The organism is Mycobacterium sp. (assembly GCF_004298145.1).
Classification (GTDB): Bacteria; Actinomycetota; Actinomycetes; order Mycobacteriales; family Mycobacteriaceae; genus Mycobacterium.
In genome coordinates this window covers 25,361-46,635 of the sequence record NZ_SCRH01000055.1, presented here as the reverse complement: position 1 = coordinate 46,635, position 21,275 = coordinate 25,361, and the positions used below count along the sequence as shown (strand labels likewise).

At 65.2% G+C, this 21,275-nt stretch carries 9 protein-coding genes; 4 read left to right on the top strand and 5 right to left on the bottom strand.

The genetic code is table 11. The annotated features are described in order from the left end of the window. Positions 1–14: 14 nt before the first annotated feature. Complete coding sequence (locus EPN51_RS24000; protein ID WP_293047651.1) at positions 15–848, top strand: DegV family protein; 834 nt, start codon at positions 15–17, stop codon at positions 846–848. Between the two features lie 24 nt (positions 849–872). Here EPN51_RS24000 and EPN51_RS23995 read toward each other — a convergent pair whose 3' ends face one another. The 3 genes from EPN51_RS23995 to EPN51_RS23985 form a co-directional block, all read right to left on the bottom strand. Further along, the gene (locus EPN51_RS23995) at positions 873–3,752 is read right to left on the bottom strand and encodes an MMPL family transporter (RefSeq protein ID WP_293047649.1); all 2,880 of its coding nucleotides are present in this window, start codon (positions 3,750–3,752) and stop codon (positions 873–875) included. After that, positions 3,749–4,213 carry an MmpS family transport accessory protein gene (locus EPN51_RS23990; protein ID WP_293047647.1) on the bottom strand — a complete coding sequence of 155 codons (465 nt, stop codon included), beginning with the start codon at positions 4,211–4,213 and terminating at the stop codon, positions 3,749–3,751. Before EPN51_RS23990 ends, EPN51_RS23995 begins: the two co-directional genes overlap by 4 nt. A 169-nt stretch (positions 4,214–4,382) precedes the next feature. Beyond that, complete coding sequence (locus EPN51_RS23985; RefSeq protein ID WP_293047645.1) at positions 4,383–5,441, bottom strand: dihydrodipicolinate reductase; 1,059 nt, start codon at positions 5,439–5,441, stop codon at positions 4,383–4,385. Between the two features lie 265 nt (positions 5,442–5,706). On the opposite strand from EPN51_RS23985, the gene EPN51_RS23980 reads away from it, so the two are divergent. Together EPN51_RS23980 and EPN51_RS29080 are read left to right on the top strand one after the other, a co-directional pair. Continuing rightward, positions 5,707–5,961 carry a hypothetical protein gene (locus tag EPN51_RS23980; RefSeq protein ID WP_293047643.1) on the top strand — a complete coding sequence of 85 codons (255 nt, stop codon included), beginning with the start codon at positions 5,707–5,709 and terminating at the stop codon, positions 5,959–5,961. Between the two features lie 280 nt (positions 5,962–6,241). Continuing rightward, a complete protein-coding gene (locus EPN51_RS29080; RefSeq protein ID WP_366509472.1) occupies positions 6,242–7,162 on the top strand; it encodes a ParB/RepB/Spo0J family partition protein in 921 nt (306 codons plus the stop codon). A 37-nt stretch (positions 7,163–7,199) separates the two neighbouring features. Here EPN51_RS29080 and EPN51_RS23975 read toward each other — a convergent pair whose 3' ends face one another. Next, positions 7,200–8,273, bottom strand: coding sequence for a PE-PPE domain-containing protein (locus EPN51_RS23975; RefSeq protein WP_293047641.1), 1,074 nt, complete (start codon positions 8,271–8,273; stop codon positions 7,200–7,202). A 123-nt stretch (positions 8,274–8,396) separates the two neighbouring features. Beyond that, positions 8,397–9,803, bottom strand: coding sequence for a condensation domain-containing protein (locus EPN51_RS23970; protein WP_293047639.1), 1,407 nt, complete (start codon positions 9,801–9,803; stop codon positions 8,397–8,399). Positions 9,804–10,135: 332 nt separating this feature from the next. Between EPN51_RS23970 and EPN51_RS23965 the strand changes: the two genes are divergently transcribed. Next, positions 10,136–21,214: a type I polyketide synthase gene (locus tag EPN51_RS23965; RefSeq protein WP_293047638.1), complete on the top strand. Its 11,079-nt coding sequence runs from the start codon at positions 10,136–10,138 to the stop codon at positions 21,212–21,214. Positions 21,215–21,275 lie beyond the last annotated feature (61 nt).

Genomic DNA, 21,275 nt, shown 5'->3' with positions numbered 1-21,275 from the left:
GAGGAGCGGCGCGCGTGACCGTCGTGGTGGTGACCGATTCATCGGCCCGTCTGCCGGCCGACCTGCTCGAAAAGTGGGGGATACGCGTCGTTCCGCTGCACATCTTGCTCGACGGCACCGATCTGCGCGACGGTGTGGACGACATTCCGGACGACATCCACAAGCTTGCGGCCACCACCGCGGCGGCCACCCCGGCCGAACTCGCCGACGCATACCAGCAGGCGTTGGCCGACAGCGACGCCGACGGTGTGGTGGCGGTGCACATCTCGTCGGCGCTGTCGGGAACCTGCCGGGCCGCCGAACGCACCGCGGCCGACCTGGATCCCAACGTGCGGGTCGTCGACTCCAAATCGGCCGCGATGGGCACCGGATTCGTGGCTCTGGCCGCCGCGCGGGCAGCGGCCGCGGGCGGCGACCTGGACGCCGTCACGGACGCTGCGCGCTCGGCCGTGGCACGCGGACACGCGTTCGTCGTGGTGCATCGTCTGGACAACCTGCGCCGCAGCGGACGCATCGGTGGGGCGGCGGGGTGGCTTGGCACCGCGCTGGCGCTCAAACCGTTATTGCGTATCGACGACGGGAAACTTGTTCTGGCCCAACGGGTGCGCACCGTCAGTCACGCGACGGAGGCGATGATCGATCGGGTCTGCCAGACTGTCGGCGACGGCACGGCCGCCCTGGCCGTACAGCACGTCAACAACCCGGACGGTGCCACCGAGGTGGCCGCGGCGCTGGGCAAGCGGCTGCCGGCGTGCGAGCCGGCGATCGTCACCGAGCTGGGGCCGGTGCTCGCGCTTCACGTCGGCGCGGGCGCGGTCGCGGTGAGCGTGGAGCTCGCCGAAACCTAGGCGCTCACCGGTCTGACCGACGGGTCAGCTGTGCGTCGCCACCGGTATCGGTGCGGTGTCCTCGGTCACCGGTTGGCGTGGCCGCCGACCGTAGTCACCGCGTGGGTGCACGACCTGAGGCCACCAGAACCAACGCCCGAGCAACGTGGCGATCGACGGCATCAGCAACGTGCGCACGATCAGGGTGTCGAGCAACAGACCGATGCAGATAGTCGAGCCCATCTGGCCGATCACCCGCAGATCGCTGCCCAGCATGGACGCCATGGTGAAGGCGAAGACCAACCCGGCGGCGGTCACCACCCCGCCGGTGCCGGCCATCGACCGGATGATCCCGGTCTTGAGCCCGGCGTGAATCTCCTCCTTGAACCGGGAAACGAGCAGCAGATTGTAGTCAGATCCGACGGCCAGCAGGATGATGACCGACAGCGCCATCACGATCCAGTGGACCTTGATGCCGAGCAGGTCCTGCCAGATGAGCACCGAGAGGCCGAAGGACGCGGCGATCGAGCTTGCCGCGGTACCGACGATCACCAGCGCGGCAACAATGCTTCGGGTGAGCAGCAGCATGATCATGAAGATCAGAGTGAGCGAGGCCACCACCGCAATCATCAAGTCGTATTTGGCGCCGTCGTGCATGTCCTTGAATGTTGCCGCCGTGCCGCCCAGATAAATCTTGGCGTCCGTGAGAGACGATTGCTTGAGGCCCTCCTGGGCCGCCGTTCGTTCCGAATCGACCCGCGAGATTCCTTCGGGTGTCATCGGATCGCCTTGATGGGTGACGAAGAAGCGGGCGGACTTGCCGTCCGGAGACATGAACTGTTTCAGGCCGATCTGGAAGTCGGGGTTACTGAAGGCCTCCGGAGGCAGGTAGAAGAAGTCGTCGTTGTGGGAGTTGTCGAAGCTCTGCCCCATGACGACGCCGGTGTCGCTCATCGCCTCCATCTGGTTGATCATCGCCTTGAACGTCTGGTAGAGCGTCAGCGTGATGCCCCTGGTGGCCTTCAGCGTGGTGATCAGCGGGGGAAACAGCGCATTGAGGTCGTGTGTGGCGTCGGCGGTGTGTTTGATGTCCGCGGTCAGGAAGTGGAACTGCTCGGCGAGCTGGTCGAAGCCGTCCACCGTGTCCCAGAGGGACCGTAACCCGTAGCACACCGGAATGTCGTAACAGTGCTTCTCCCAATAGAAGTACGTGCGCACCGGCCGGAAGGTGTCGTCGAAATCCGCGATATGGTCGCGCAAGCTATCGGTGATCTGCGAGGTCACCGCGGTGGTCTTTGCGCTGTCGTCGGCGGCATTGGCCAGATCTAGCGACACCTCGTACTGGCGCTGCGTGGTGTTGATCTGGGTCTGCAGGTCATCGGCCAGCTTAAGGATGTCGGCTATGCGCTCCTTGAGGAAGTCCATGTTCTGCATCGTCGTTTGGCTCTGCATGCTGGTCTGAAACGGTATCGAGCTGTGCTGGATCGGGATGCCCAGCGGCCTGGTGATGTCCTGAACCATCACGATGCCGTGTACCCGTAACACGTTTTTGGCGACCCGATCCAGCACCAGCATGTCGGCCGGATTACGCATGTCGTGGTCGGCCTCGACCATCAACATGTCGGGATTCATCCTGGCCTGGGAGAAATGCCGGTCCGCGGCCGCATAGCCGAGATTGGCCGGCGCCGAGGCCGGCAGGTAGTAGCGATCGTTATAACTGGTCGTGTAGCTGGGCAAGCCCAACATGCCGATCAGCACCACCGCCCCGCTCATCGCGAGGATCGGCGCCGGCCAACGCACCACCGCGGTACCGACGCGCCGCCACAGTCGGCCAGTGGCCGCGCCCTTCGGCTCGAACAGGCCGAAACGACTGCCGACGAACAGGACGGCGGGGCCGAGCGTCAACCCGGCGGCCACCACGACGATCATCCCGATTCCGGCCGGGGGGCCCATCGTGTTGAACCAGGGCAGCCGCGCCAGGCTGAGGCAGTACACCGCACCGGCGATGGTCAGGCCCGAACCCAAAATGACCGGGGCTACCCCTTTAAAGGTCGTGTAGTAGGCCGTTTCACGGTCTTCACCGGCGCGACGCGCCTCTTGGTAGCGCCCGATGATGAAAATCCCATAATCGGTGCCGGCGGCGATCGCCAGCATCGTGAGGATATTCGCCGCGAATGTGGTCAACCCGAATACGTCGTTGTAGGCCAGCACCGCGACCACGCCCCGCGAACACGCGAGCGCGATGAAGGTCATGAATAGCTGGATCAACGTCGTGACGATCGAGCGGTAGACGAGCAGCAGCATGATCGCGATCGCCCCGAGGGTGAACAGGGTGATCTTCGCCAGGCTGGCATTCCCGATGACGTGCGAGTCGTAGCTGAGCGCCGCGGGCCCGGTGACATAGGCCTGCACGCCGGGCGGTGACGGTGTCCGCTTGACGATCTCGCGGACGGCTTCCACGGAATTGTTCGCCCGCGTGGTGCCCTGGTTGCCCGCGAGGTTCAGCATCACATAGGCGCCCTTGGCGTCGGCGCTCTGAACTCCGGCCGCCGTTAAGCGCTCGCTCCAGAAGTCCTGAATGTGCTCCACATGCTGGGGGTCCTGGCGCAGCTGGCGGACGATGTCGTTGTAGTAGTGGTGCGCGGCATCACCGAGAGCTTGGTCCCCCTCCAGGACGACCATCACCGTGCTGTTGGAATCGAATTCCTTGAAGTTATGGCCCAGACGCTCCATCGACTTCATCGACGGCGCATCCAGGGGGGCCATTGGTGCCGAGTGCGCCTCGCCCACCACTTCGAGTTTCGGGACGACGACGTTCACCAGGACCGTGATCAAGACCCAGCCCACGATGATCGGGATCGCGAACACCCGGATCGTGTGGGGAATAGCGGACCGGCGCGCGGGCTTGTCTGCCACGTCACTCATGCCGATTTCACCAGGCAGAAGGTCTGGGCGTTTACGCCGTTAGACGATTTCTCCTCGCGCACAACGCCATCCACGGTGATCCGACAATGGATTCGATCGCCGTCGCTCTGCGCCATGATGTTGGCGCTGACAGCGGGCAGGGTCGTCGAGATGGTGTACGACCACGGCAGCGGTGCCGCATTCACCTGATGGGTGTTGGCTTCGGCGTCCCAGTAGTTGATGTTCGCGGTGCTTCCCGGCGCTCCGGTGATCTCGTAGAGCACAACCTTGGGGTTGAATTGCACGATCTCGATCCCGGCGTTGGAATTCGCGTTGAGGTCCTCCGAACCGAAGATCTTGTGCAGCCGGGACACGACCAGCGCCGACATGGCCAACACCACGATCAGGACGATCGGTAGCCACCCACGTTTGAGGATGCGGCTCCTGACGCCTTCGCGAGGATCTGAATTAGGACCAGCCATCACCTGACCGCCTTTCGCCCACCGCTTCGGGCCTTGCCGCAAAGGTCACCAACCACCGCCGACGACACCAATGTCAACGGAACGTTTGCTCAGCTAGGCATCTTAACCTTAGTGCACGCAAGCGTTCCTCCTGGGGGCCGCCGCCGGGTGGCGCGAGCGGCATTGCCCGCTAGCGCGCCAGGCGGCCGGTGACCGGCGGCAAATCGGCCAGCGTCATGATTCCCGGCCGGGCCGCCACCACCGCCGGGACGGCATTGGTAACCGGCATCGCGGTGTAGATCATTCCCAATCCCATGAACCCGGGCTCGGTCCAGTCCTTGGGTGGCAGGCAATGCAGGACGGTCCGCATGTTGGGCATCCCGAAGACCTGTATGACGTGCCCGTGCTCGAGCGGCTTGGGTGGGACGACGTGGTTACCCATGGTCCAGTTGAATCCGACGCTGACGACGTTGCGGTCGCCAACCCAGCCGCGGTGGAAGCCGTAGACGCCGCCGACCGTTCCGGCGGGGATCTTCATGAAGCCCAGATCGGAGTCACCGGTGGCCGCGGTGAAGGTGACGTCGAAGGTCATCTTGTCCAGCTTGGCGCCGATCGCGTCGGCCATCATCACCGCCGATTCGGCGAAGACTTCGCTTTCCCGCCGCACGTTCTCCGCCAGCCCCGGTGTGTCGGGATCTTGGGAGAACCCCATGGCGGTTTGAGTTTCCGCCGATTCGTAGGTCGAACAGTCCACCGACTCGGTGATGCGAATCTCGTCGACGCGCTCGCACGAGGCGGACAGCACCATGCCGACCATGTTGGTCATGCCCGGGTGCGCGCCGCTGCCGAAGATCGTCGAATTGCCCTTTTGGCAGGCGTCCTCGATGCGTTTGCGGTCCTGGGGCGTCTGCTTGCCGCCGGTGATCCAGGCCGCGCTGGTGCAGACGTTGACGCCCGATTCCAGCAGCCTCACCAGCTCATCGATGTTGGGCCACAACGGGTTATAGCAACACGCGTCGGCGCCCAGGGCCAGCAGCGCGTCGACGTCGCTCGTCGCCTGCACCCCGGTCGGTTCGGGCCAGCCCGCCAGTTCGGCGGCGTCGACGCCGACCTTCTCGTCGCCGTGCGCGTAAACCCCGACCAGCTCCATGTCTCCTCGACCGATGATGGCGTGCAATGACCGCCGCCCGATGTTGCCGGTCGTCCACTGGATCACCCGCAGCGGACGGTCTGTGCTTGCGTTGCTCATCGGGACTCCTTTGTCTCGGTATGACGGGAGCAATTATCGCCGGAAGGGCAGTTGCGCGCGGGTGCGGGTGTATGCCGGAGTCGGAATTCGCGATTCTGCGAGCGGGACGGCGAGCCGGCGGGGGCTATTGTTTGCTGCCGCGCCGATGGGCCGGCTGGGTGTCTGCAGAGCGGATTGACGAAGGCGAGCTGCTGTGGAAATTTGATACTCAGCTGTGAGAGGTAGATTCTCGCCAATCGAGATTGCCGAAACGGAGTAGCGGATCGTGAACAAGCTGACCGCGATGGTCTCGCTGCCGCGACGACGAGCACGTCTGGAAGCGCCATTCATGGCCATCGATGCCACCGCCTTCTCGACCGGGCAGCTCGCGGCCTGGTCGGCGAAACTGGCACGCTACTCGGTGTTGCCGACGCCGACACGCGGCGTGTACCGCGCGGCCCTGTGTGCAGGGAAGTCGGCGACCGGGCATCATCGCGCCCATCAGCAACCGCATCCCAGAATGGTCATGCGGCACCGGTGAACAGCAATATGTGTCCCCGGCTGCATTCCGGCCGGGGCGGGCAAACTCGCCGTGATCGGCGTGGGATGAGAGGCCGCTGGTTTCAGACTGGTCATGCCAAATCGAATACGGTGATCGCCGATCGATACCTGAGATGAATGAGAGCAACTTCAGAGTGACCACGACATAAATACGCGCTGCGGTTAGTGCATGGATACGATAGGGGGACCGGGTGCCAACGTGTCCGGTGGCGGAGTGGCTAGCTCAACAGAATTCTCTGCCGGTTGAAAATGTCTCCGTAATGCTAATTCACAATTCACTCTCGCCCAGGGAGAACAAAACAAACGAAGACCATATCAAGATCTTGGCACAATCGCCGGCGCCATTGCCTCCCATAGTAATTCAGCGCACCTCGATGCGAGTGATCGATGGCGTACATAGGCTACGCGCAACCCAGCTGCGGGGGGACAAGTCGATATCAGCAAAGTTTTTCGAAGGCAGTGATGCCGAAGCATTCGCACTCGCGGTACATCTGAACGTCACGCACGGCCTACCGCTTACCCTGTCGGAACGAAAGACTGCGGCACGACGCATCCTCGTGTTGAACCCCCATCGCTCAGATCGCTCGATCGGGCTGCTCACGGGCGTGTCGCATAAAACGGTGGCCACGTTGCGCAGGTGTACAACTGAGGAAGATTCCCAATTAGACGCTCGCCTTGGACGGGACGGAAAGACGCGACCCATCAGTCCGATCAACGGACGGCGGCGCGCCGCCGAATTCCTATCGATAAACCCCGACGCGTCATTACGAGAGATAGCGCGCAATGCGGGCGTCTCTGTCAGCACTGCGCGTGACGTGCGGGCACGTTTCGAAAGAGGCGAAAATCCGCTGCCCGATAGCCTTGGTAAGACAGCGGGCCCGTGCGTTGAACCGGTGGGCGACGCTCCGCAACCGGCCCGGGATCCATCCGCCGGCGATCGGAGCGATGCGCCTCCTGAGGTCCACGACCTTCTCCAACGACTCAGAAACGACCCCGCAGTGAGGTTCTCGGACAGAGGTCGCAGGCTCCTGCGACTGCTGTCGACGAACATGGCTGCAATAGGCGTCGTGAATGCGATCGTCGAAAATATTCCGATCCACTGCTCGGCCACGGTCGCCGAAATAGCCAGAAGAAACGCGTGCGCTTGGCAAGAAGTCGCGGAGAAGTTCGAAACCGTTTAGACGTCAACTAGTTTCGCGAAACCGTGACCCGGCCAGGTCAGCCGGGCGGGGGGAAGATCGCGCGAACCTGGGCGGCGAAGTTTTCGACGGAATCGCGTGCGGCGGGGCCCAGGATGCCCACTGGGTCCATGCCGTTGACCGGATCCACGGAGACGGGCCGGGAAAATACATTATCGTTGCGCGAATAGGCCGCGTCGATCTGCGGCTGCAATGCCGCATCGATCTGGTTTACCAGGCCGTCGGACCAGCCGAGGTAGCGTAGCGGCAAAGTCAGCGGAAGATGGTTCACCGGAACGAGATACGTCGTCGTCTTCGCGCCTCGCGAATTGACCGTCGTCTTGATGTTCTGTGGTGGCACGTCGCCCGGGTTGGTGAACGCCGCCGGGGTGTGCACGATCGTCGAGGCAAAGATCGCGTTGACGTCGGCCAGCAGGTTGTCCGGCCTATCGGGGAAATCCCCGAAACCATCGTATGCGGCGACGATCCTGTTGGTGTCGTACTGGCTCTCGACCTGGGCAGGCATGGTGTAGCCAACGATCGGAATGCGGTCACCGGGTTTGAAGATGCCGGACGCGAAACTCGCCCCGAACGCGTGCGTTCCCACCGGGTCACCAATGGTCGTGAACTGCAGTCTGTCTGGTGGTGGTGCCTTCGGGTCGTTGGCCAGCCGTACCTGTTCCTGGTCGAGTGCGAGGTTTCCTTGCGACAACCCGACGGCGGCGGCCGGCTCTGTTCCGCTCCGGATGGCCTGATCGAGACCGTTCGTGGCTTGTTCGATCGCCTGGCCGACGGCCATTTTGTCTCGAGGCCCGGGGAACAGCTCTTGCGGCAGCCAGCCGTAGAGGGCCCCGGCGGGATACTCGATGACGTCGCGCTTGGCGTTCGGAAAATACCCGGACCCGGCCCGGTTGGTGTACTCGTACCAGGGAATCCCCGGTGGGCGCGCACCGCCAACCCCATAGACGACTCTGGCAGTCGCCGCGTCGCCCACCGGAGACGGGATCGACGGTGTCCAGGGAAACCCGGGGTCACCGCCCGCCACCCAGGGTTCGAATCCACCTCCCGAACCCGCCAGCCATGCCGCGAGTGCCGCTGCGACTAGTCTTTTCACCCGTCCACCCCCGGATAGCTTGTACTCGCCGTCACACTACACGGCTGTTAATTCGTTTAGGCCCCTTGAAGACTCGCGATGTCGACCACCATGAGGGCACCGTGCACCCCGGTTAACAGGGCATCACCAATTCCCGTGGTCGGCGACCCGCGTACATGCGGATTTCATCGCTTCCACATAACGGGCGACTGACTTTTGGGCTACCGGGTTGTCGGGAAGCATCACCGCCATCACTGTGCCCTCGCCATACCGGAATACGTAGATGGTCAGCTGATATGAATACCTGCCGTCGGAGTAGATCCCGATATTCTTCGCACCGCCCAACTCGGCGGTGAGCACCGCGTTGAGTGGAGCCGCGCCGCCGTGCAAGAAATTCGTCACCGGAAAGTTTGGTCGAGGCCAGTCCAACCACGGCGCCAATTCCAACACGCGGTAATAGGGCACCTTCGCCAAACTCAGACCGGAATCAAAAGACGTCTGCGCCGCCCAAGCGGCTTCGCCGAACGATGCTGCCGCTATTGGAACGATGATCGGAACCATGCCGGTGAACCAGCCCTGCGTCATGAAGTTCTCCGACGTGCGGCGGGTATCCCTGGGAGTGAGTCCGTAATAGGTGACCGCACCGGTGAACTCGTGTTCCACCTGGGCGATGCAGGCGAACAAACCGCCGATGAAGCGGGCACCGGCCGCGGTGCAGGCTGATTCGAATCTCTCCGTCTGTTCCGTGTCCAGCAGGATTTCGGTGACCATGGCACTGTCATTGGGCTCCAACGGGTTACCCAACGGCAATGGGAAATCGGGAAGGCTCCCATTGTTGTTCTCGGCGAAGTCAATCCATGCGCGAACCTCTGGCGAATCGACATTCAAAGTGGACGTGTACTCGCGCTCTTGCAGGCAGTGATCGTGATAACTGCCGGCATCGGGTAACGCAAGGGGCCCATTGCCTGCCGCCAACGAGGTATACATGGCATAAGACTCCAGCATCGTGATGCCGATCAACGACGCGTCGCCATGGACATGATCAATACTCGCATAGAACGTGAAGTGGTCCTCGCCTTGGACAATCCCAAAGCTAAAACAGCCCCACTGCAACGGATCCGGTGTGGCCACCACATGATCGTAGAATTCTTCGATCGCCATTTCGCCCTGATCCGTCGGCGCAAATTCGATATCAGCGGGATCGCCGATAAGGTGCCTGACGATATCTCCGGCACCGCGGTACTCGAACCAACTCCGATACGTGTCGTGGCGCCGCAGATACGCGTTGAGCGCGTAATTCATGACCTCAACGTCGCACTGACCCGGGATCTCACAAGTGGCGACGAGGAGCCGCGAGTAATCGAGGCCCGCGGCCGTTCGTTCGTAGTAACCGCGAAGGTGTTGGGACTGCATGTAGGTGACCGGTACCGAACTGACCGGTGCTTCCCGGGCCGTTTCAAGGGCCGCGGCCGTCGGGTGCCAGGAGGTGACCGCGCCGGGGCTCAGCTCCCAGTCGTCAATCGAACCGATCGTGATCTTCCCGATGCGCAATGTTTTCTCCTTGGCTTGGATGACTGCGATTCCGGTCCCGCGGCGGCGAGATCAAGATAGCCTCTTCGACAAGCACCATCGCCGACATGCCGGGCTTCAGAAGCGATAGCCACGGGCACGGCAGCCGGTTATGGTGATGGGCGGCCCGGCGCGGGACGCAGTCCGGAATCCGGCGACACCACTTGCCGTCGAGAGATGATTCTGCTGTACGCCGGGTTTGCGCATCATGAAATGAACGGTCAATTCCTGGGCTTGAGCTAACACGGTCCAGGTAGCAGCAGGCTGGCCCGGGGGGATCCACCTTTGCCGGCCATGGCAGAGAGGACATCCGTATGGCATCCGTCGAAGATCCGATGGCGCAGGCATCGGGTTTTGCGATAGTCGGTTACTCGGTACGGGTACCGGGTGCCGGCGATGCGGACGAATTCTGGGATGTCTTGCGGCACGGGCGGGATGCCGTATCGGAGGTGCCCTCGGACCGGTGGGACGTCGAGGAATTCTTCGACCCGGACCCCGGGGCGCCGGGGAAGATCGTCACCCGCCGGGCCGGCTTCATCGATGACGTAGCGGGCTTCGACGCGGCGTTTTTCGGGGTGTCGGCGCGCGAGGTCAAGATGATCGACCCACAGCACCGACTGCTACTCGAGACGGCATGGCAGGCGCTGGAGCATGCGGGTACCGCACCGCTGGCTTTGGCGAACACCAAGACCGGTGTGTACATGGGTCTGTCCACCCATGACTACTTTGGAATGATCTCGGATGAGCTGGATTACGCTGAGATCGAAGCCTATACGGCAATCGGGACGTCGGGTGCGGCGGGAGCGGGCCGGATCAGTTACCGGCTAGGGTTGCAGGGCCCGGCGGTGACGGTCGATACAGCGTGCAGTTCCTCGCTGGTGGCAATCCATCAGGCGTGCCAGGCGCTGCGCCTGGGCGAGTGTGATCTCGCGCTCGCGGGCGGCGCGAACGTTCTGATCAGCCCGGGAACCATGATCACGTTTTCCCAGGCGCGGATGTTGGCTCCGGACGGCCGCTGCAAGACGTTCGACGCGGCCGCCGACGGCTACGTGCGCGGCGAGGGTTGCGGGGTCATCGTGGTGAAGCGGCTTGATGACGCGATCCGCGACGGGGACCGGATTCGGGCCGTGATCCGGGGCAGTGCGATCAACCAGGATGGTGCATCGGGCGGCTTGACGGTACCGAACGGCGTTGCCCAGCAACGGGTTATCACCGAAGCACTGCAGTGTGCCGGTGTCGCGGCCAGCGACGTCGGATACCTGGAGGCGCACGGAACCGGGACATCGCTGGGCGATCCGATCGAGGTCCAGGCCGCGGCCGCGGCGCTCGGCGACGGGCGCGACGCCAGCCAGCCGCTGCTGATCGGATCGGTGAAGACGAACATCGGGCATCTGGAAGCGGCGGCGGGGATCGCCGGTCTGATCAAGGTCATCCTCTCGCTCGAGCATGAGGAATTGCCCAAGCACCTGAACTTCCGCGATCCATCCCCGCACATTCCCTGGGACCGGCTGCCGGTGCGGGTCGTGGACGAGGCCCTCGCCTGGGAACGTAACGGTCGGCGCCGCATCGCCGGGGTCAGTTCGTTCGGGTTCTCTGGGACCAACGCGCACATCATCGTCGAGGAAGCCCCCGCAGTGGAGCGGGCTGCCGTGGCGCCGCTCGGGCCTTCCGACGCCAGACGCTTCAGCGTGTTGCCGCTATCGGCGCGCACCCCGGAGGCCCTGGTGCAGCTCGCTGACGAATACCGCAGCTGGCTGGCCGCGCATCCGGAGGCCACGTTGTCGGACGTGTGCTTGACCGCCGGGGTGGGGCGATCCCACCTCGAGCACCGGGCCGCCCTGGTGGTGAATTCGACCGACTCGGCCCGCGAGTTGCTCGGTGCGCTTGCCGACGACCGCCCGGCACCGGGTTTGGTGCGGGGAGTATGCGCTGACACGCCGAAGACGGCGTGGCTGTTTCCCGGTCAGGGGAGCCAGTTCGCCGGCATGGCCCGGGAGTTGTACGAGACCGAGCCGGTGTTCGCCGAGACCATGAACCGGTGCTCGGCCGCGGTCGCCGATGTGCTCGAAAGGCCTTTGCTGGACGTCATTTTCGATGCCGATGGCGAAGACGCCTTGCGGCAGACGGGCTATGCCCAGCCCGCCCTGTTCGCGGTGGAGATGGGTCTGGCCCGGCTCTGGCAGTCGTGGGGACTGCAACCCGATGTGGTGCTGGGTCACAGCGTCGGACAGTATTCGGCTGCCTGCGTCGCAGGCGTGTTCAGCCTCGAGGACGGCGCATTGTTGCTCGCGGAGCGCGGCCGCCTTTTCGGCCGTTTGCCCACGGGCGGCCGGATGGTGGCGGTGTTCGCCGCCGCCGAACGGGTCGAGCGCTTCACCGACGAGTACCCGCGGCTCTCGGTGGCCGCCTACAACGGCGCCAACACCGTGCTGTCGGGACCCGCGGAGGATCTGGACCGGGCGGTGGCCGTGCTGATTGCCGACGGTGTTCGCTGCGACTGGCTAGAGACCAGCCACGCCTTCCATTCGGCGCTGTTGGACCCGGCCCTCGATGAATTCGAGTCCTACGCCAGCCGGTTCGATTCCGGTCCGCCGCAACGGACTTTGGTGTGCAACCGTACCGGAGCCGCCCTCGGCAGAAACGCGAAACTGGACGGCCCGTACTGGCGCCGCCACGCGCGCCAGCCGATCGAATTCGCCAAGAGTGTCGCAACTCTGGCCGATCTTGGTTGCGCGGCACTGCTCGAGGTCGGCCCACAACCGGTGCTCACCGCATCAGCCCTGCGGGCATGGCCCGACCCGGCGACCGCGCCACGGGCTATCGCGTCGTTGCGCCGAAACGGCACTGACCATCGCCAGATCACCGAAGCCGTTGCCAGCGCTTACGTCGCCGGCCATCTGCCGAAGTTCAGCGCCATTCAGCAGGAACCGGCGCGCAAGCTCGACCTGCCCACCTACCCATTCCAGCGTCGCCAGTACTGGTTCCGTGATAAGCGGGTCCGGCCCACCCAGGCCTCGGGCCAGACCGCAGCCGCGCGCACCGAAGCCGTGCGGCTCCTCGAGGACGGCCGGATCGAGGAATTGGCCGTGTTGCTCGACGGCGGAAGCGGCAATCAACATACCGCCGATGTGCTCAAGAGGCTTGCCGTACAACATAATCGGCAGCGCAATGCCCAGTCCGTGGCGGATGCGCGCTACGAGATACGCTGGGAAAAATCCGCTGCCGCGGTTACCGGGGCCGCAACTGCGGAGGCCGGCGAGGGCACCGGCTGGCTTCTCATCGGCGATGATGCCGATGCGGTTCAGCCTTTGGTCGACGCGCTGACCGCGCACGGGCACCGGCACCGCATTCTCGGGTTGCCGGTGTCCGACGCGGACGAGGAACGGCTCGAGGCCGCGTTACGGGCCGCGGCAGCGGAAGAACCGACGCTGCGCATCGTGCATTTCGCAGCCCTCGAGTCGGACCCGGCACCGTCGATGCGCTCGCTCCTGCGCATGCAACACCGCGTCCTGGGTGGAACACGGCGACTCTTCCGTGCCGCGGCCGCCGCCGAACTCCGCACGCCCATCTGGTTGGTCACCCGCGGCGCGCAGCAAGTCACCGGCTCGGACACCGTGTCCCCGGCGCAGAGCTGCCTGTGGGGCTTCGGTCGCGCCGCCTCCCTGGAGCATCCGCAAGCGTGGGGTGGACTCGCAGATCTACATGACGGTAGCGCCGACGAGTGGTCCCGGTTGTTCAACCAAGTTGTGGCGGAGCGCGGCCGGGCCGGTGGGGAAGACCAGGTCGCGCTGCGGGATCAAGCCGTCTATGTTCCCCGGCTGACTCGACGCGTCGGGCAACCGCTCGCAACACCGCTGGTATTGCGTGATGACGCAACATATCTGGTGACCGGAGGGCTGGGGTCCGTCGGACTGGAAATCGCCGGGTATCTGGCCGGGCATGGCGCCCGGCGTCTGGTGCTGACCAGCCGGCGCGCACCCGGCGAGGCCGCACAACGGCGCATCGAGGCGCTGAGCGAACAGTACGGCTGCGAATTCCGGGTCATCGCCGCCGATGTCGCCGATCCGCACGATGTCGCCCGTCTGTTGGCCACCGTGCAGGCCGAACTACCGCCGCTGGCCGGGATCGTCCATGCGGCCGGCGAGATAGGCACCACACCGCTGAGCGCTCTGGACGACGCCGAAGTCGATCGAGTGTTCGCCGGGAAGGTCTGGGGCGCTTGGCATTTGAGCGAAGCTACCGCGGACAAGCGACTGGACTTCTTCCTGAGCACCTCCTCGATCGCCTCGGTGTGGGGCAGCTTCGGTCAGACCGCTTACAGCGCGGCGAACGCCTTCCTCGACGGGTTGTCCTCCCGGCTGCGTGAGCGGGGGTACATCAGCGTCAACTTCGGTCCGTGGTCGGCCGGTATGGCCGATGAGGACGCCCGTGCGCGACTGAATCAGCGCGGGGTCGCGACCTTGCCGCCCGCCGACGCACTGGCCGGAATGGCTGATCTCATGGTGGCCGCCGCCTCATCGGGGGCGGCGCAGGGGCCGGCCCAAGGGGTGGTGGCCCGGATCGACTGGTCCCGTTTCCTGCCGCTCTACCAGCTTTCGGGGAAGCGTTCATTCCTGGCGGAGTTGGACCGGGAGGCGCCCTCGTCGGCGCCCGCAGCGGCACCGTCCGGTACTACCCGATTGGTCGAGCGGCTCACCGTCGCACCGGTGCAGCAGCGGAGAAGGCTGGTGCTGGAACATCTGCGCGACGTCGTCGCGGAGGTGACACGGATCGACGTTGCGGACATCCGCGAGGACGCCGGATTCTTTGATCTGGGCATGGATTCGCTGATGGCCGTCGAACTGCGCCGCCGGGTCGAGCACGCCGTGGGCACGGAGCTGCCGGCGACCCTCGCGATGGACTACCCGCGCCTGGTCGACGTGGCGGACTACCTACTCGGCGACGTGCTCGGCCTCAACGCACAGGCTTCCGCCAAGCCGGGCGCCGATTCAGGGGCCCGGCCGGCCGCGGTGACGACGTCACCAAAAACGAGGTTCACCGACGACCCGATCGCCATCGTCGCGGTGGCCTGCCGTTTTCCGGGCGCGCCGGATCCCGACGCCTTTTGGGACATCCTGTCCGGCGGTGTCGACGCAGTGCGGGAGATCCCCGAGGACCGCTTCGACATCGACGAGTTTTACGACCCGGATCAAGAGACGCCGGGCAAGATCTACACCCGCTGCGGCGGGTACCTCGACGGGATCGACGGCTTCGATCCGGAATTCTTCGGCATCTCCCCACGCGAGGCCGTGTGGATCGATCCACAGCAGCGGCTGATGCTCGAAATTGCGTGGGAGGGCCTGGAACGTGCCGGGTATTCGCCTGCGTCGTTGCGCGGCAGTCGAAGTGGCGTGTTCGTCGGTGTGGCCGCCAACGAGTATTCGCATCTGTTGTCCAGCAACTCGGTCGAGTCCATCGAAGCCCACTTCATCACCGGCAACGCGCTCAATGCCATCTCGGGTCGGGTTGCCTTCGCGCTCGGACTGGAAGGGCCGGCGGTCGCGGTCGACACCGCGTGCAGTTCATCGCTGGTGGCCGTCCATCAGGCCTGCCAGGCGCTGCACTCCGGTGACTGCGATCTGGCGCTGGCCGGTGGCGTGAACGTCTTGTTGAGCCCAGCGTCCATCGTTGCCGCCTCGCGCGCCAGGATGCTGTCACCCGATGGTCGTTGCAAGACCTTCGACGCCGCCGCCGATGGCTATGTGCGCAGCGAAGGTTGCGGCGTTCTGGTGCTCAAGCGGCTGAGCGACGCACAGCGCGACGGCGACCGGATCTGCGCGGTCATCCGCGGCAGCGCGGTCAATCAGGACGGCGCTTCCAGCGGTTTGACGGTGCCCAACGGCGGTGCGCAGCAACGGCTTATCACCGCGGCGCTGGCCCGTGCCGGGATCGGTGGCGCGGACATCGATTACCTCGAGGCGCACGGGACCGGCACCGCGCTGGGTGACCCGATCGAGGTGCAGGCGGCCGCCGCCGTGTACGGCGCCGATCGTGACCCGAACCGGCCGCTGCTGATGGGATCGGTGAAGACCAACATCGGACACCTCGAGTCGGCGGCGGGGGTCGCTGGTCTGGTGAAGGTCGTGTTGTCTCTGCAAAACGAAGTGCTCCCACAGAATCTGCACTTTGAGAAACCGTCGCCGCATATTCCGTGGGACTCCCTGCCGGTGCAGGTTGTGGACAAGGCCACTCCGTGGCGGACCAACGGCAGGCCACGCCGTGCCGGCATCAGTTCGTTCGGGTTCACCGGCACGAACGCGCATGTGCTCCTCGAGGAGGCGCCCCGGCAATCGGCGACCGCGAACGAGAACCCGGCAGACCGGGTCTCACCCGATGTCACCGTGGCACCGGAGTCGGACGCCCAACAGGAATCGGTCAGCGTGTTGCCCTTGTCCGCGCGGTCAGCCGACGGGCTGGTGGCGTTGGCGCAGCGATACGGCGCGTGGCTGGATGCGCGCCCGGACATCGACATCGCCGATGTGTGCTTCACTGCCGGCGTAGGGCGTTCTCATTTCGAACACCGGGGCGCGTTGGTCGTGAATTCGGTTGCGGGAGCGCGCGAGCTTCTCGCCGAGTTGGCCGAGAACCGGCTGCGGCCGGGCGTGCTGCGTGGCGAGTGCGCGGATCCGCCGACGACGGCATGGTTGTTCACCGGGCAGGGCAGCCAGTACGTCGGGATGGCGCGTGAGTTGTTCGACACCGAGCCGGTGTTCGCCGACACCGTGATGCGGTGTGCCCAAGCCGTCGATCCGATACTGCCGCGTCCCCTGCTGGAGGTGCTGTTGGGCACCGATAGCGCAGAAACGCTGCGGCACACCTCTTTCGCGCAGCCCGCGCTCTTCGCCGTCGAGATGGGCCTGGCCCGGTTGTGGCAGTCATGGGGCATCGAGCCCGACCTGGTTCTGGGGCACAGCGTGGGTCAATACGCCGCGGCGTGTGTGGCCGAAGTGTTCAGCCTCGAGGACGGCGCACGGTTGATCGCCGAACGTGGCCGGCTGTTCGGCAGTCTGCCCGAGGGCGGCCGAATGGTGGCGGTATTCGCCGACGCCCAGCAGGTGGAGGACGCCGCCGACGAATTCGCGCGGGTTTCGGTCGCCGCCTACAACGGCCGCAACACGGTGTTGTCGGGCCCGGGGGAGGATCTGGAACGCATTGTCGCCACATTCAGCGACGACGGAATCCGCTGCACCTGGCTGGAAACCAGCCACGCCTTCCACTCGGAACTGCTGGAACCCGTGCTCGACGAATTCGAGTCGTGCGCGGCGCGGGTGCAGTTCGCCGTGCCGACCCGCCCGCTGATCTGCAACCGGACCGGGACGGTACTCACATCGGAAACCCCGCTGAACGCTCAATATTGGCGGCGGCATTCGCGCCAGCCGGTGCAATTCGCCGAAAGCGTGCGCACCGCAGCGGCGCTGGGCTGCTCGGTGGTGATGGAGATCGGTCCGCAACCTGTTCTGACCGCCGCTGCGCTGCAGGCGTGGCCGGAATCCTCGGCCGCGCCGCGGGCGATCGTTTCCCTGCGCAAGGGCGTCGATGCTCGGCGGCAGATCGCAGAAGCCTTCGCCACGGCCTATATCGCCGGGCACCGGCCCGACTTCGCTGCGCGGCAACATCTGCCACGCCGCAGGGTCGAACTGCCCACTTATCCGTTCCAACGCCGTCGCTACTGGCCCAAGGCTTCCGGGATCGCCGGGGTCGACGTCGGGGGTGCTGCGGTATCCGGAATCTTGGGTAGCGCAAAGGATCTCGCCTCCGGCGACGCCGTCTACACCAGCCGACTGTCGGTCAAGTCGCAGCCGTGGCTGTCAGATCACGTCATCTATGGCACGGTCGTCGTTCCGGGTGCGACCTACGCGGCGATGGCCCTTGCCGCGGTTGGGGCGCCGGCGCGGGTGCAGGATGTCTTCTTCTACGAACCAATAATACTGAGCGACAAGAATTCCCGAGAAGTACAACTGGCTCTGCATCCGTTCGAAGACGGCGGTGGCTGGACCTTCCGGGTGCACAGCCGCCCGTACGGTGTTCGCGACGCCGAGTGGTCGTTGAACGCCGATGGCACCGTCGTCGACGGTGTCGACGAAGAGCCGACACTTGATCCGCCGGATTCGATCGAGGTGGCGATCGAGCGGCTGAGCCGCACGCGTCCGCAGCAGTTGTTCGACACCTTTACCGACATGGAACTGGCCTGGGGGCCCACCTGGTCGACCTCGCTGAAATCGCTGTGGGTCGGTGACGGTGAGGCGATCGGTGACGTCGCCGTCGGCGACGAACTCGCCGAACAGCTCGGCAGTGAGCCCGTCCATCCGGTGCTGTTGGACCTGTGCACCGGAGTCGCGTTCCCGGCGTTCCCGGCGCTTCTGGCGGCGACCGAGCAGGGTGCGGTCCCGGACCTGTTCCTGCCGCTGCGCTATGGGCGGGTAATGCTGAGCGAACGGATGCCGCGGCGGTTCTATTGCCGCGCGCGGTGGCAGAACGGTGGTCTGGACAGCGAAACGCAGGTCTTCGATCTCGATTTCATCAGTCGGGATGGTCGGCACCTGGGTGGAATTCGCGAGTTCACGGTGAAACGTGCGCCGCGGGAGGCGTTGCTGCGCGGGCTCGGCGGGGATACCACTCGGTTGCTGTACACGTTGGGCTGGCAGGAGATGGCGCCCCTGGCGCCGGGTGACGCTGCCGGGAACACGAACGGCACCTGGCTGATTGCCGGATACGACGAACTGGCAACCCATTTGCCCGCTTGCATCCGGTTTGACCCGACCGCCGATTCGGGGCACTGGCAGCGGCTGTTCGCGCAGGTCTCCGAGCGCGCGCCGGTTGCCGGGATCGTTTGGCGCAGTACCAGACCACCGCACGCGGCGGAGTCGAGCGCCGAATTCACCGAGCGGCTGGAGACCGAGATCGCGAATCTGCTCAGTGCCGTGCACACTGCGCTGGCGGACGAGGCGGTGAAACTGACCGGGGGACTGTGGATCATCACCGAACGCGCGGTGGCGACCGAATCCGGCGAACCGGTCGACCCGGTGCAGGCGGCGCTCTGGGGGCTCGGGCGAACGATCATCGCCGAGCAGCCGACCCTGCGCTGCCGTCTCGTCGACCACGACGGGGCGGACGACACCGTGCACTTGTTGGCCAAGCTGTGCGCCGCATCCGGCACGGCCCTTGAGGAACCCGAACTCGCTTTGCGGCAAGGGAAGTTCCTGGTGCCGCGACTACTGCCGTGGGCGCGTAGCGGTCATCTTCCGATGCCGCGCGCGACCGACTACGTCCTGGCGCCGACCGAACGCGGCGCGATCGACAATCTTCGTCTGACCGAGACGGAAGTGGCGCCGCCCGTCGAGGGCGAGGTGCAGGTTCGGGTGGAGGCCGCCGGCCTCAACTTCCGGGACGTGCTCAATGTGCTCGGTCTTTACCCGGGCGATCCGGGGCCGATCGGTGGCGACCTGTCCGGCATCGTCACCGAGTTGGGTGATGGTGTCAGCGAATTCGAGGTGGGCCAACGCGTCATGGGCTTCATGCCGGGAGCCTTCGCCAGCCGGGTCAATGTGCCGGCCCAGCTGCTGGCCCCGGTGCCGGACGGGGTGGGTGCGGTGGACGCGGCGACCATACCCGCCGCGGCGCTTACGGCCCGGCTCGCATTCGACTGGGCCGCGCTGCGCCCCGGTGACCGGGTGCTGGTGCACGCCGCCAGCGGCGGCGTCGGGCTGGCCGCGGTCCAGGTGGCACGGCAGTGCGGTGCGACGGTCTTCGCCACCGCCAGCACTTACAAACGGGCGATGTTGCGCAACATGGGTGTGGAATACGTCTACGACTCGCGCAGCACGGATTTCGCGGACCAGATCCTCGCCGACACCGGGGGTGCCGGCGTCGACGTGGTGCTCAACAGCCTGACCAATGAGGGCTTCGTCGCGGCGACCGTGCGGGCGACCGCGCAGGGCGGCCGGTTCGCCGAAATTGCCAAGCGGGACATCTGGACGCGCGAGCAGATGGCGGAGGCCCGTCCCGATATCGACTACGAGATCGTCGCGCTGGACGGAACCATCGTGGCCGATCCCGAGCGCATTCGGGGACTGTTGGCCGAGGTGTCGGACGCGTTGGCCAGCGGCGAGATCACGCCGGTGCCCGCCGAGATCTACCCACTGACGGAGGCGAAGACCGCGTTCCGCCGTATGCAACAGGCCCGGCACATCGGCAAGATCGTGGTGCAGATGCCGAACCCGTTGCAGCCGCGCGGCGATCGAAGCTATCTGATCACCGGTGGCCTCGGTGCGCTCGGCCTGCACACGGCGTCGTATCTGGCCCAACTCGGGGCGGGTGACATCGTGTTGACCAGTCGGCACATGCCCGATGCGGACGCACAAGCATCGATCGCCAACATCATGGAGCGCTACCGGTGTCGGGTCCACACCTTCGCGGCCGACGTCGGCGACGAGTTCCAGGCCGCGGAGCTGCTGGAGCGAATCCGTGCGGAATTGCCGCCGCTTGCGGGGGTGGCGCACCTGGCCGGCGTGCTTGACGATGGGCTGTTACCCCAGCAGAGCCTGGATCGTTTCCGGACTACGTTGGTGCCCAAGGCGTTTGGTGCCTGGAACCTGCATCGGTTGACGAAAGACGACGGTCTTGATTTCTTCATCATGTACTCGTCGGCCTCTAGCGTGCTCGGTTCACCCGGGCAGGCCAACTACGCGACCGCCAACGCGTTCCTCGACGGGCTCGTCGCAGAACGCAAGGCCCGAGGCCTTCCGGCGGTCGCCGTCAACTTCGGCCCCTGGGCAAAGGGCGGCATGGCCACTTCGCACGCCGCACGCGCCAATCTCGGTGCGCAAGGGATGATTCCGCTGGAGCCCACGGCCGCGCTGAACGCACTCAGCGAGATTTTCGGCCACGGAACCGGGCAGGCGATCGTCATCAAAGCGAATTGGCAGCGTGCCGCGAAAGTGCTCGGCGGTTCTCGCCCACCGCTTCTCGACCACGTACTGCCAAGCGCCGTGGAGGCGGCACAGGGTGACAGCGAGTTGCTCCGGCAACTGCACGAAGTACCCGACGCGCAACGGGCCGATTTCCTCACCGAATTCCTGCAGCGCGAAGTTCAGAGTTTCCTGAGGCTCGCGCAACCGCCGGTTGCAACCAGCCGGTTCCTGGACCTGGGCACGGATTCACTGATGGCGGTCGAGCTCCGCAACCGGTTGTACGCCCAGTTCGGTGGCGCGTTTACGATCAGCGCTACCGCGGTGTTCGATTATCCGACGATCAGGTCGCTCGCCGAGTACCTGGCCGATCAGGTGCCCGAGCTCGATTCGCCGTCGGACGCGGGGTCGGACGAGGTGGAATCCGTCGAGCCCCTCAACACCTGATCGTCGGCGGCGAGTCAGTCGCTGATATCGAATCCGGCGTTGATCTTGGGCGGTCGCACCC